The 12,875-nt window shown below is 64.4% G+C and carries 9 protein-coding genes; 6 read left to right on the forward strand and 3 right to left on the reverse strand.

The window, feature by feature from the left end:
• Position 1: 1 nt before the first annotated feature.
• The 3 genes from FJ936_RS05795 to FJ936_RS05810 all read right to left on the reverse strand — a co-directional run bounded on the left by FJ936_RS05795 (position 2) and on the right by FJ936_RS05810 (position 5,954).
• A complete protein-coding gene (locus tag FJ936_RS05795; RefSeq protein WP_141906215.1) occupies positions 2-4,420 on the reverse strand; it encodes a YadA-like family protein in 4,419 nt (1,472 codons plus the stop codon).
• A gap of 195 nt (positions 4,421-4,615) precedes the next feature.
• Positions 4,616-5,035, reverse strand: a complete 420-nt coding sequence (locus FJ936_RS05800; protein WP_181171466.1) for an AraC family transcriptional regulator — start codon at positions 5,033-5,035, stop codon at positions 4,616-4,618.
• A 724-nt stretch (positions 5,036-5,759) separates the two neighbouring features.
• Entirely contained in the window at positions 5,760-5,954 is a 195-nt protein-coding gene (locus FJ936_RS05810; protein ID WP_015315963.1) for a hypothetical protein, read from the reverse strand.
• 460 nt (positions 5,955-6,414) lie between these two features.
• Here FJ936_RS05810 and FJ936_RS05820 point away from each other — a divergent pair, with 460 nt between their 5' ends.
• From FJ936_RS05820 to FJ936_RS05845, 6 genes are all read left to right on the forward strand, one after another.
• Positions 6,415-7,878 carry a phosphatidylserine/phosphatidylglycerophosphate/cardiolipin synthase family protein gene (locus FJ936_RS05820; protein WP_140792821.1) on the forward strand — a complete coding sequence of 488 codons (1,464 nt, stop codon included), beginning with the start codon at positions 6,415-6,417 and terminating at the stop codon, positions 7,876-7,878.
• Between the two features lie 137 nt (positions 7,879-8,015).
• The gene (locus tag FJ936_RS05825) at positions 8,016-8,816 is read left to right on the forward strand and encodes an endonuclease/exonuclease/phosphatase family protein (RefSeq protein WP_140792819.1); all 801 of its coding nucleotides are present in this window, start codon (positions 8,016-8,018) and stop codon (positions 8,814-8,816) included.
• Positions 8,817-8,926: 110 nt separating this feature from the next.
• Positions 8,927-9,241, forward strand: a complete 315-nt coding sequence (locus FJ936_RS05830) for a hypothetical protein (protein WP_140661847.1) — start codon at positions 8,927-8,929, stop codon at positions 9,239-9,241.
• 123 nt (positions 9,242-9,364) lie between these two features.
• Positions 9,365-9,967, forward strand: coding sequence for an ANTAR domain-containing response regulator (locus FJ936_RS05835; RefSeq protein WP_140792818.1), 603 nt, complete (start codon positions 9,365-9,367; stop codon positions 9,965-9,967).
• Between the two features lie 2 nt (positions 9,968-9,969).
• Positions 9,970-11,208, forward strand: a complete 1,239-nt coding sequence (locus tag FJ936_RS05840; RefSeq protein ID WP_181171468.1) for a CmpA/NrtA family ABC transporter substrate-binding protein — start codon at positions 9,970-9,972, stop codon at positions 11,206-11,208.
• Positions 11,209-11,555: 347 nt separating this feature from the next.
• Complete coding sequence (locus FJ936_RS05845; protein ID WP_140792816.1) at positions 11,556-12,872, forward strand: CmpA/NrtA family ABC transporter substrate-binding protein; 1,317 nt, start codon at positions 11,556-11,558, stop codon at positions 12,870-12,872.
• The last annotated feature ends 3 nt before the right edge of the window (positions 12,873-12,875 follow it).

Genomic DNA, 12,875 nt, shown 5'->3' on the forward strand with positions numbered 1-12,875 from the left:
CTCAGTTCAAGGTGAAGCTCAGCCCGGCGCCGACACCGACATTTCCACCCGCCGCCGTGCCGGACACATTGCCACGGATGCGGCCGTCCTCGCTGGTGTAGCCCGCGCCGAAGGCAAGGGCGCTCGAGTCCCGCCAGAAGCCACCGCCCGCCGCCACGCTGAGCTTGCCGGGACGGTCGTCGTAGCGGAGCGAGGCTGCCGCCAGACCGATTGCCGCCGCCTGCCGTGCTTCGTCCCTGATGCCGCTGATGTCGGAATTGAGCTGGCTGAACTTCTGGTCGGTATAAGTGTTGGCCTGTTGCAACGTCGTGACAGCCACCTGGTCGGTATAGGTCTTGCTCTGAGCCAGGTTCAGGTTCAGCTGGTTGACGTTGACCGCGTCGGTGCCGGCAACGCCGGGGCCGACATTGGAGATGACGACAGGCGCATTCGGATCGCCGCCCTGCAGCGTGATCTTGTTGATTTTGGTCGTCGATCCGTCCGGATTGGTGACGGTGTCGTACTGCACGGTGTTTTGGACGGTGCCGCCGATGCCGCCGATCGTTTTGGTCAGGTCTTCGATCGCTGTGTTGGTGGCGTAGAGCTGCGAGCCGTTGATCGCATCGGTGCTGTCGGAAGAAACGCGTCCGGCGGCGACATTGGTGATCGTCCTCTCCGCGCCGGCATCGCCGACGCTGACGGTGCCGTCCGGGGTCGTGCCGGCAAAGGCGTAGGTCTTGCCGTTGATGACCGTGTTGGACGTGCCGACGGCGGTCTGCGACACCGAGCCGGAGCCGAGCGCCACATCGCTGGCATTGTTGGCCTGCGCGCCCTGGCCGAGCGCCACGGCGCCCTGCCCGGTGGCCGTCGAACCATGGCCCGCGGCCAGGCTGTCGGTGCCGCTCGCCACGCTCTCCGGCCCGATCGCCACCGCGTCGGTGCCGCCAGCAAGGCTGTCGGCCAGCGTCGAATTGGCATGGAAATATTTGATGCCGCCGCCATTGTTGATGGTGGTGAGCGCATTGTTGACGGCGGTGAAGCCGTCATAGACGGTCGAGTAGTTGTTGCCCTGGATGTTGTAGGTCGGCCCGGTGATCGAGCCGTCGGGATTGACCGTGGTGCCGCCGCCGAACAGGTTGGAAACGTTTTGTGAGACACCGCGCAACTGCGAGACGTTGACGCCGTCCGTATCGGCCGAACCCGCCGCGACATTGGTGAGCTTGCGCTCCGCCCCGGCGGCACCGAAGGACACTTCGCCGGCCGATGTCTGCGCGGCGCCGAGGGCAAAGGCTGTGTAGCCGGCCTGCGCGCCGACCGTGGTGATGGACGACGCGCCCAGCGCCACGCTGTTGGCGAAGGTGCTTTGGGCGCCGGCGCCCAGTGCGATGGATTGCACGCCGGCGGCGGTGGAGTCGGTGCCGAGCGCGATGCCGTCGGCCAGCATGACATGGGCGTTCTGCCCGATGGCGGTGCCGCCGGGTGCCGTCTGATCGACGACGGCGCCGTTGCCGATGCCGAGGCCATTGTCGCCATTGACGACCGTGGTCGGGCCAACCGCGACCGATTCCGCTCCGACCGCCAGCGAGTCGCCGGCTGTCGAATTGGCATGGAAATATTTCGTCGAGGTGGCGGAGACCGCCGCGATCGCTCCCGCCAGCTGGCGCACAGTCACGGCGTCCTGGTCCTGCGTGCCGTCGGCCACGTTGGTGATCTGCCGGTAGGCCGTGGCGGTACCAACCGACACGGCGCCGAGCAGCGTCTTGTCGGTCGTGTTGTACTGGATGAAGTTGGACGGGCCGGCCGCGATCTGCCCGGAAGCCGGAGCGATCGCGCGGTCAGAGACCGAACCTTGACCGAGCGCCACGCTGCCGTCGATGCTGGCCGCGCTGTCGCGACCGAGCGCAAGCGCGCTGACGCCGGTCGCGGTCGCCTGGTAGCCGACTGCGGTGGAACCGACGCCTTGCGCGAAGGAATCGGTCTGCGCCAGGCCGGTCTCGTTGGTGCGGGCATAGCGGATGCCCTCGCCATTGGCGTTGGTGTAGATCGCCGAGGTGTCGCCGGCGATGTTGTTGATCGTGTTGCCGAGATTGGTGATGTTGCCGCCGATATTGGCGATGTCGGTCGTGTTCTGCGTCACCTGCTGGTTGGTGGCGAAGAGCTGCGAGCCGTTGACGGCATCGGTCGAACCGCCGTTCAACTGTCCGGCGGCGACGTTCTGGATCTGGCGCTCGGCGCCGGCCGAGCCGACCGAGAAGGCGCCCGCCGGCGTGCCGCCGGCGAAGGTGTAGTTGACGCCGCCGATCGTCGTGCCGCCGACATTGGTCGTGGCGCCCGACGTCGAATTCAGGCCGATCGCGACGTCGCCGGCATTGTTGGCCACCGCGTTCGGGCCGACAGCGACGGAATCGGCTCCCAGCGCCTGCGAATCCGCCAGCGTCGAGTTGGCGTGGAAATACTTGATGCCGCCGCCGACATTGATGTTGTTGACGACGGCGCCGATGGCGTCGACCGCCTGGTTGGTGGCGGCGAGCTGCGAGCCGTTGATCGCGTCAGTCGAGAGCGCGCTGATCCGCCCCGCAGCCAGATTGGTGATGGTGCGTTCCGCGCCCGGCGCGCCGATGCTGACCGTCGAGGTCGGGTTGGTGCCCTGGAAGGCATAGGTCGTGCCGTTCACCACCCCACTGGCGGTGCCGACCGCCACGGCGGTCACCGAGCCCGAGCCCAGCGCCACGTCGCCCGAGCTTGCCGCAGCCGAGGCGCCGTTGCCCAGCGCGACATTGCCGACGAAACCGGCGGCGCCCGCGGTGGAGCCGTTGCCCAGCGCGACGGAGCCTTGCCCGATCGCCTTGTTGTTGTTGCCGATGGCGACGGCGCCATTGGCCATATTGGCTCCGGTCGCGGTCGCCGTGCCGTCGCTGTTGGCGATGTTGTTGGCGCCGCCGGTGAAGGCGCCGGTGCCGCTGGCGAAGCTCGGATCGCCGATGGCGACCGCGCCGTCGCCAAAGGCGGTGTTGTTCGCACCGATCGAGACGGCTTGGCCGCCGGTCGCCACGGCGTTGGTGCCCATGGCAACCGCGTTGGTGGAACTGGCCGCGGCATTGTTGCCGATGGCGATGGCGCTCGTAGCCGACGCCGCGGCGCCGATGCCAAGTGCGGTGCTGGCAACCCCGCTGGCGTTGGAGCTGACGCCGGCAGCGAGGGAATTGTCTCCCGTAGCCTTGGATCCTGTCCCGTACGAGGAGGCGTTTGTGCCACTCGCAACAGCCTGGCGTCCGGTGGCTGTGGAATTGTCGCCGCTGGCGTTGGTACCGGCGCCTACGGCAACCGATAAAATACCACCGGAATTTGCATTGTTGCCGAGCGCAAGGCCCGAGGTCGCGGTGCTGGCAACGATTGCGCCCGAGCCTATCGCAACAGCACCACCGGCTGCAAGCGCCTGCGCTTGGTTACCCATGGCGACCCCGAAGGCTCCCGATGCAACCGTGCTGGCGCCGACGGCGACCGAGTTAGTTGCCGATGCCGCGGCTGTGACGCCCATCGCTATGGCGGACGTGCCCGTTGCCTTGCTTTGACGCCCGATCGCAGTGGAGTCAACCTGAGACGCCAGTACGTCCGTGCCAATGGCGATGGCGCTTTCCTGAAGGGCGCCCCCTCCCGCAACAGTTCGGTTGCCAAGATTGACGGCATTGATCGCGGTCGCGGTCGCCTGGAAGCCGATGGCGATGGCGTTCTGATTGCTTGCGACGGCGCTATTACCTTGGGCAAGCGAATCCAGCCCGGACGCTGTTGCTCCAAACCCGAGCGCGGTGGCGCGCAGCCCGGTCGCCCGGGTAACGTAGCCGATCGCCGTCGAGTTCAATCCGTCGGCACGCGCGTTCAGGCCAAAGGCGGCCGCGCCTGCGGCTGCAACCGAGTTGACGCCAATCGAGCTTGCTCCGTCCCCGTTGGCATGGGCGTTCCCGCCCAAAGCGAGGGCGTTGACGCCGGTCGCGCCCGCGAACACGCCTATGCCTATGGAATTGAGGCCATTGACACTCATCGCATAGCCGATGGCGATCGTAGCGTCGCCCGTTGCACTGTTTGAGGTGCCCAACGCCGTGCTGTTATTGCCATTCGCCGTCGCGCCGTTACCGATGGCGACGGCGTTGCCGCCTGTCGCGGACCCGCCGCCCGCCTGATATTGCGCCAGGGCCGGCGTTGCAGCCATGCCGATCGCGAAGGCGCCCAGCATCGCGGCCGGCGCCCCGCCGACGCCCAGCGTTCCCAGCCCCAGGCGCTTGCGTCCCATACCCAGCGCGCGATGAGCCATGCGCAGCACCGCCATCAAACGACGACGAATTGAGCGGGAACGGGGATCGGTGCCGGCGATCCAGTTGCCGGCAAAATGCGCCGCGCGACGCTGCACAACAGGCGAGCCGCTCGAAATCTGATTGTCGGTCATGGTGCCCTCCGCTGGCCGGCATGGAATCGTCTGACAATTCCAGTCCACGGCAGGAAGACATGATTCCTGCTTGCCGTATTTCACGAAATTGCTGTCTTGTGAGAAAAGACCCGAGCATATAGGCGGAGGTTAACAGCTCGTTACCTTAGCAACTGCTTTAAAACGAAGTAATCAAGCAACGGTGCGGGCGACGCTTCATCTAATCTTGGCGTTAAGCTTTCCTACCCGCGCCTGCAATGGGGTCACTTGCCGGTATTTCTTCATCACGGTGGTAAAATGGCTCTGGCTTGAAAATCCGCTGGAATGAGCGATGTCGGCGATCGTCATGCTGCTGTCGGCAAGCAGCCTTTCGGCGAGGTCCAACCGCAGGTCGAGAACATATTGATGCGGCGGCACGCCGAACGTCCTGGCAAACGCCCGCACGAAATGAGAAGGCGACAACCCGCACACCGCGGCCATCTCGGCAAGCGCCAGCTTGCGGGTGAAGTTCTCGTGCAGGAAGTCTTGCACCTTGCGTGCGGCGCGGGGAGAAAGCCCGCCTTTTGCAGTGAGCGCCGGCTGCCGCGCCGAATTGATACGAGAAACTGACCCGGGGAAACCATCATCGCCCGGCATTCTTCGGCCTCCTGATAAGTTCCAGATAAAGTTCAACCCGAGGCCTCCCTGGCCGTTCCCGCGAAAAACAATTCGTGATTGTGCGACGCGGGCCGGCGTCGTCGTGAGGCCCGTTCATGTGAGCGATCCGTCCGGACGGCGAACGATGCGCAGGCTGCATGGGCGCAAGCACGATCCCTGCGGAGTACTCCTTGGCCAGGAATGTCTGCGAGCCGGGCCCGCAAACGGAATAAATCACGCTTCCTTGCGCTGTGGCCCTGCGCGGACCTGCACTTTCAGGAATGATGTCCAGGACGTATCGAGCTGCTCGCTCCCGATCGATGCCTCGGGAAATGCCGCTTTCCCGTGCCTCGTCCGCATTTTTCATTCGCACTGCCTCAGCCGTCTCGACGACGCCTCACATCCCCTTCCCGGCCCCGAAGACAGCGTAACGCAGCCATCTTCGCTTGGGAAGAACTCCCACGTGCAAAGAAAAATCTTTATTCGAGAAAAGAAACAAGGAATGGCGGCGAATGGGAGTTGCCGAGCGTTTCATTTTCGCTCGGCGCGAGGTCTTCGCCATCCAGGAGTTCGCCAATCGGTGCTGACACGCCCGGTCGCGCGATTCTGTGTTCTCGTCAACCGCTGACGGCAGGTGCCTGGCGCAGCCTGCGCTGATTGATGGCTTGCCCGCGAGGTCGAGCATGGGAGCCGCCGTTCGGAGCCGGTGATTGGCAGTCCGCTGCTACAGATCACCGCGCCGGTTCTCGTACAGATCCCAGGCGAGTTCCACGAAAGCCAGAAGAACATCGTCCCGCTTCCAGCCGGCCGCCACCGCGGCCTGCACGATCTCATTGACGAGAGGCAGCAACTGGTCCTGGCAATCGGCCGGCGCATCGCCGTCGCCCACTGGTGGCCCCTCGAAGTTGAACGTCATCATTCGGCGCCCCCCTCGCCATCAACCGAAGTGTTACATCGCTAATTTCATTCCCTCTGATATACAATGGATGCGGTACCAAAGTACAGGAAGCCTCGATGACCAAAGCAGCGCGGGATGACGCCGGATCGCACCGGCTCTATGCTTTCCCACGCGGTGAGGCTGGGCTCTCTCGGGTGGAATTTATCGCAGGTTGATCGAGCCAACTGCTCAATCCTCAAACGAACGTTCCCACCAGCTGGAGAGCCACGCTTGGCGGCCGAGGCTCTCGCGACCAGCGGCGGCCTGCCGTGCTCGCGACGGCGAGGCCGTCAAGGCCGCGGTCCGCGCCGATATCGACGCCGCTTTCAGCGTCCTGGTTGGCCTGCTCAAATAACCGTGCGCCGCCGTTCTCGCACATGCAGAGACGTGGATACGGCCGGCTGCATTGCCTTATGCGGGCGCTCGCTGGATAGTCCCGGCAATGTTCGAGACCCTGGCGATTCACTGGCCCCAAATACTGGCGATCATCTCGGTGGTGATGGCGACCATCGGCATTGCCCATGCTGTCATGACCAAGGAGGACGTCCGCGCCGCCACCGGCTGGGTCGGCATCATGGTGCTGTCGCCGATCCTCGGCGTGCTGATCTATTCCGTGGCCGGCATCAACCGCATCCGCCGCGCCACGATCAGCGCCCAGCGCCCGCTCGCCGATGGCATGGTGTCGGCCAAGCATGAACGCGACGTCGCCCTCGAAGAGGCGTTGATCATCGAGCGCTATGGACAGCGGTTCACTGGCCTCAGGACGCTGGGCGACAGGGTGGCGCGGCGAACGCTCAACCCGGGAAATGCAATCGAGGTGCTGGAAAGCGGCGACGAGGCCTACCCGGCCATGTGCGCGGCGATCGACGGGGCCGAGCGCAGCGTCCTGCTCGAGACCTATATTTTCGACAACGACGCCGTCGGCCTGCTTTTCGTCGAAGCGCTGGCCGGCGCCGTCCAGCGCGGCGTCACCGTCCGTGTGCTGATCGATGCCGTCGGCGCCCGCTACTCCGTGCCCAGCATCCTGGGGCATCTGCGCCGCGCCAACATCACGGCGGATGTCTTCAACGGCAACATCGTCATGGGCCTGCGCCTGCCCTATGCCAACCTGCGGACCCACCGCAAGATCCTGGTGGTCGACGGCACGGTTGCCTTTACCGGCGGCATGAACATCCGCAAGGGTTTTTCGGCGGAGTTCGCCGGGTCGAAAAGCGCCAGGGATACGCATTTCCAGGTCACCGGCCCCGTTGTCGCCGATCTCTTCTCCGTCGCCGCCGAGGACTGGCGCTTTGCCACCAAGGAGGCGCTGAAGGGCGATGCCTGGCGGATCACACCGGTTTCGCCACCCGCCGGCCAACCGATGCTGGTGCGTGCGGTCGCATCCGGACCCGATGCAAGCAACGAAACCAACCACAAACTGCTGATCGGCGCCTTCTCGGTCGCGCGCAAGTCGATACGGCTGATGTCGCCCTATTTCCTGCCGGACCGGGAATTGATCAGTGCCTTGATCACCGCGGCCAGGCGCGGCGTCGAGATTGATGTCGTGGTGCCGGCGGTGAACAACCTCTTCCTTGTCGATCGCGCCATGACCGCGCAATTCGACCAGATCCTGAAGAATTATTGCCGCATATGGCGCACGGAAGGGCCCTTCGACCATTCCAAGCTGCTTTCGATCGACGGCGTCTGGGCCTATGTCGGGTCCTCCAACCTCGATGCCCGCTCGCTGCGGCTCAACTTCGAGATCGACCTTGAGGTCCTCGATGCGGCTTTTGCCACCGAGATCGAGACCCGGATCGGATCGGCGATCGAAACGGCCGTCCCAGTCACGCTGGCCTCCTTGCGGGCGCGTCCGTTCATCATCCGGCTGTTCGATCGCATGCTCTGGCTGGGATCGCCCTATCTCTAGGAAACTATCTCTGGGAAAAAACCTGTCTTTAAGAAAACGACGTGTTTACCGGATAGGGTGTCGCCAACCATGGAACATCGGCTGAAAGACTCTATTTCTAGGTGCATGGTGAGAACAGCAAGGACGATCGGCGCGCGATGCGAATGAACGGGCGCAGCCTGCCGGCCAATATGCTCCTGTCCATTCGCGACCGGCGGATGCGCAAGGCCAACGCCTTCTCGGCGAAGAGGGACGGCGTCACCGGGACGCTGGTCGCTTCCTACAACGTCCACAAGTGCATCGGCGTCGACCGCAAGTTCGATCCCGACCGCACCAGCCGGGTCATCCGGGAGATCGCCCCCGACGTGATCGCCCTGCAGGAGGCCGACAATCGTTTCGGCGACCGTGACGGGCTTCTCGACCTGCACCGTCTAGAACTCGAAACCGGCCTCGTGCCGGTGCCCATTTCGGCAACGGGCAAGGGCCATGGCTGGCACGGCAATGTCCTGCTGTTCAAAAGGGGCGTCGTTCGCGACGTGCACCAGATCAGGCTCCCGGGTCTCGAACCGCGCGGCGCGGTGGTCGCGGAAATCGATCTCGACGGAAATCAGTCCCTGCGCATCATCGCGGCCCATCTGGGCCTGCTGCGCCGCTCCCGCTCGCAGCAGGCCCAGGTCGTGCTGGATATCATGAACAGTCCCGACGAGAAGCCGACGCTCCTGCTCGGCGACCTGAACGAATGGCGGCTCGGAAACCGCTCCGCGCTGAACACGCTGCACGCGAGCTTCGGCCCGCAGCCCCCTGCCGTCCCCACCTTCCCGTCCAATCTGCCGCTGCTGGCGCTCGACCGGATCATGGCCAACCGGCACGGCATGATCGGGACCATCGAAGCGCATGACACACCATTGTCGCGCGTGGCCTCCGACCATCTGCCGCTGACCGCCTTCGTCCACTTGTAATATACGGCCGATAACGGCTTGATGTCGCCAGCGTCGCAAAGCGTGTGGATTTGAGCGGAACACCCGGTTGTTCCGCGAGTTTATGTGTGTTGAACATGCAGGAGGACGGAATGAAAAAGTTGATTTTGGCTTCGGTGCTGGCGTTTGCCGCGACAGCTGCGGCGATTGCGCCCACGCAGGCTGCCAGCGTGACTATCCAGTCCGACGACGGCAACCAATATTCCTCGGACGAAGATTCCGGAATCGTCGTGCGCCGTCATCATGAGCGCCGCTACGACAACGAGTATGATGGCGACCAGAGCGTCCAGTATGACAATGACGGCTACCGCTGGCGTCACCACCGCCATCACCGCTGCCACATCGAGACGGTCGTGCATTGGCGCCACCACCACAGGGTAGTCGAAGACGTTCGCGTCTGCGGCTGATCAACGTCTCCTGCCAAGCCGATACCCTTCGCCACCAGCCATTTCTGGGCATAGCCACCGACCTTCCATGGTCGGTGGCTATGCTGCATTGCACAAATTTGCGGCCTTGCTCATAATGCGTGCATGGTCCGAACTTCCCTCGCCGTCCTGGTGATCGACGAAAACCGCATCCGCGCTTCGATAATCGAAGCCGGATTGCGCGAGGCGGGTCATCAGCGGGTCACCGTCATCCACGACGTCTCGGGCATTGCGCGCCGTATCGCCGAGATCGAACCCGACGTCATCGTCATCGACCTTGGAAATCCCAACCGCGACATGCTGGAAAACATGTTCCAGCTGTCGCGGGCCGTAAAGCGGCCGATCGCCATGTTCGTCGACCGCTCGGATCAGGCCTCGATCGAGGCCGCGGTCGATGCCGGCGTTTCGGCCTATGTCGTCGACGGGTTGAGGCAGGAGCGCGTCAAGCCGATCCTCGACATGGCGGTGAGCCGCTTCAACGCTTTCTCGCGCATGGCACGTGAACTGGAAGAGGCGCGCAGCGAACTCGAGAGCCGCAAGGTGATCGACCGCGCCAAGGGCATCTTGATGAAGTCGCGCGGCCTGACCGAAGGGGCCGCCTACACGCTGCTGCGCAAGACCGCGATGAACCAGAACCGCAAGATCGGCGACATCGCCCAAAGCCTGGTGACTGCCGCCGGGCTTCTCGGACCGGCGGAGGACGAATGAGCATGGGCGCCGAGCACCAGATCACCGCCGGCTTCATGCCGCTTTTCGATAGCGCCGTGCTGGTCGCGGCCGGCGAACTGGGCTTTGCCGCGCGCGAAGGCATCGATCTCACCCTGCACCGCGAGACCTCTTGGGCCAACATCCGCGACCGCATCGCCATCGGCCATTTCGACCTCGCGCACATGCTCGGACCGATGCCGCTCGCCTGCAATCTGGGCCTCACCCCGCTCGCCTCCGAGACCATCGTGCCCTTTTCGCTGGGGCTCGGCGGCAACTGCGTCACCCTCTCCAACGCCGTCTGGGCCGGCATGGCGGCGCACGGTGCGGCACCCGATCTCGATCCGGCCCGTGCCGGCGCGGCACTTGGCGCCTTCATCCGCGAGCGGGCCGACGCCGGCCGGGACCCGCTGCGTTTCGCCGTCGTGCATCCGCATTCCGGGCACAATTACGAACTGCGTTACTGGCTTGCCGCCTGCGGCGTCGATCCATCGCGCGAGATCGAGATCGTCATCGTGCCGCCGCCCTTCATGGCCGACGCGCTGGCCGCCGGCCGCATCGACGGCTATTGCGTCGGCGAGCCCTGGAACAGCGCCGCGGTGGCGGCCGGCACCGGCCATATCGTCACCGTCAAGGCACGGATATGGCGCAACAGCCCGGAGAAGGTGATTGGCGTGCGCAAGGCCTGGGCCGAACAGGTCCCAGAGGCGCTGGCGGCCCTCTTGCGCGCATTGCATCACTCGGCGCGCTGGTGCCAGGATCCGGCGAACCGCGACGAACTGGCCGCGGTGATGGCGCAGCGTGGCTTCCTTGGCCTGCCTCCGGCGGTCCAGATGCCGATCCTGACCGGCCATCTCCGGCTGGGCGGCGGGGCGGAGCTGGACATCGACGACTTCTTCGTGCCGTTCGACAAGGCCGCCAACTTTCCCTGGAAAAGCCATTCGCTGTGGTTCTACACGCAGATGGTACGCTGGGGCCACGTCGCGCACACGCCCGACAATCTCGCCATCGCCCGCGACTGCTACCGCCCAGATCTCTACCGCTCGGCACTGAAGCCACTCGGGGTGGCGCTGCCCGGCGCCAATGCCAAGGTCGAAGGCGCGCTCAAGGCCGCGACCGCGGTAGGCGCGACGGGAGCCGGCCTCATGCTCGGACCGGACGGTTTCTTCGATGGCCAGATCTTCGATCCAGACGAGATCGACGCCTATATCGAGAGGCAAAAATCAGCCATCGGGGAAGCCTGATCATTTTAGCGCCATGCTTGTGCATTGCACAAAAATTATGCGCTCGAAAGGTGAGCTGACCAATGTTTGACCTTAGTCGCGACGGATCGGGTCGCCGCAAAAAGCTCCCATCGTATTGATCCCATTTGAATTTTTCGGCCAGAGGTAAACTGGCACGGTTCCTGCTTTGAAATAAACGAGCCTTCACGGGCAACGGAACAGGCGTCCAATGGCGGGCGCCACAGGCAAAGCTGCCGCTCAGGTCACTGCGCAATCCCCAGGATGCGCGAAGCCTGGCCGGCGGCTTTTTTGTTTTTGGCCGAACACGCAATCGACGGCGCTTCAACCGCGCCCAACCGGAGACGACGATGACGAAACGGATCGGAACTGGCACGTCCCTCAAGGATTTCACCCGCCGCGATTTTCTGGCCAGTAGCGCGCTGACGGCGGGACTGTTCCTCGCCGCAAAGACATTGTTTCCCGCCGGCGCTCATGCCGAAGGGAAAGGTCCCGAAGTAACCGGCGCCAAGCTCGGCTTCATTGCGCTGACCGATGCCGCGCCCCTGATCATCGCCAAGGAGAAGGGCCTGTTCGCGAAATTCGGCATGCCTGATGTCGAGGTGCTCAAGCAGGCCTCCTGGGGCGCGACGCGGGACAATTTGGTGCTCGGCGGCGAAGCCAACGGCATCGACGGCGCCCACATCCTGACGCCGATGCCTTACCTCATGCACACCGGCAAGGTGACGCAGAACAACCAGCCGCTGCCGATGGCGATCGTCGCCCGCCTCAACTACGACTGCCAGGGCATTTCGGTCGCACAGGAATATGCCGCGACCGGCGTCGGCCTCGATGCCGCCAAGCTGAAGGACGCCTTCGCCGCCAAGAAGGCCGAGGGCAAGGAGGTCAAGGCCGCCATGACCTTCCCGGGCGGCACCCATGATCTGTGGCTGCGCTACTGGCTGGCGGCCGGCGGCATCAACCCGGACAAGGACGTCTCGACCATCGTCGTGCCACCGCCGCAGATGGTGGCCAACATGAAGGTCGGCAATATGGACGTGTTCTGCGTCGGCGAGCCGTGGAACGAACAGCTTGTCCATCAGGGCGTCGGCTTCACCGCCGCCACGACCGGCGAACTCTGGAAGGGCCATCCGGAAAAGGCGCTCGGCCTGCGCGCCGCCTTCATAGAAAAATATCCCAACGCCACCAAGGCGATCGTCATGGCGGTGATGGCGGCACAGCAATGGTGCGACGCCAAGGAAAACAAGGACGAGATGGCCGCCATCATCGGCAAGCGGCAATGGATGAATGTGCCCGTCGCCGACATTATCGGCCGCCTCAAGGGCGACATCAACTACGGCAATGGCCGGGTCGCCAGCGCCACCGACCTCTACATGAAATTCTGGAAGGGCGGCGTCTCCTACCCGTTCAAGAGCCACGACAGCTGGTTCCTCGCCGAAAACATCCGCTGGGGCAGGTTCGCGCCGACCACCGACATCAAGGCGCTGGTCGACCAGGTCAACCGCGAGGATATCTGGCGCGAGGCGGCCAAGGAACTCGGTGTCGCCGCGAGCGACATCCCGGCCTCGTCCTCGCGCGGCGTCGAGACCTTCTTCGACGGCAAGACTTTCGATCCGGCCAACCCCTCGGCCTATCTCGACAGCCTGACCATCAAGGCATCGGCTTAGTCA

Origin of the sequence: Mesorhizobium sp. B2-4-13 (assembly GCF_006658535.1) — a bacterium.
GTDB lineage: Bacteria > Pseudomonadota > Alphaproteobacteria > Rhizobiales > Rhizobiaceae > Mesorhizobium > Mesorhizobium australicum.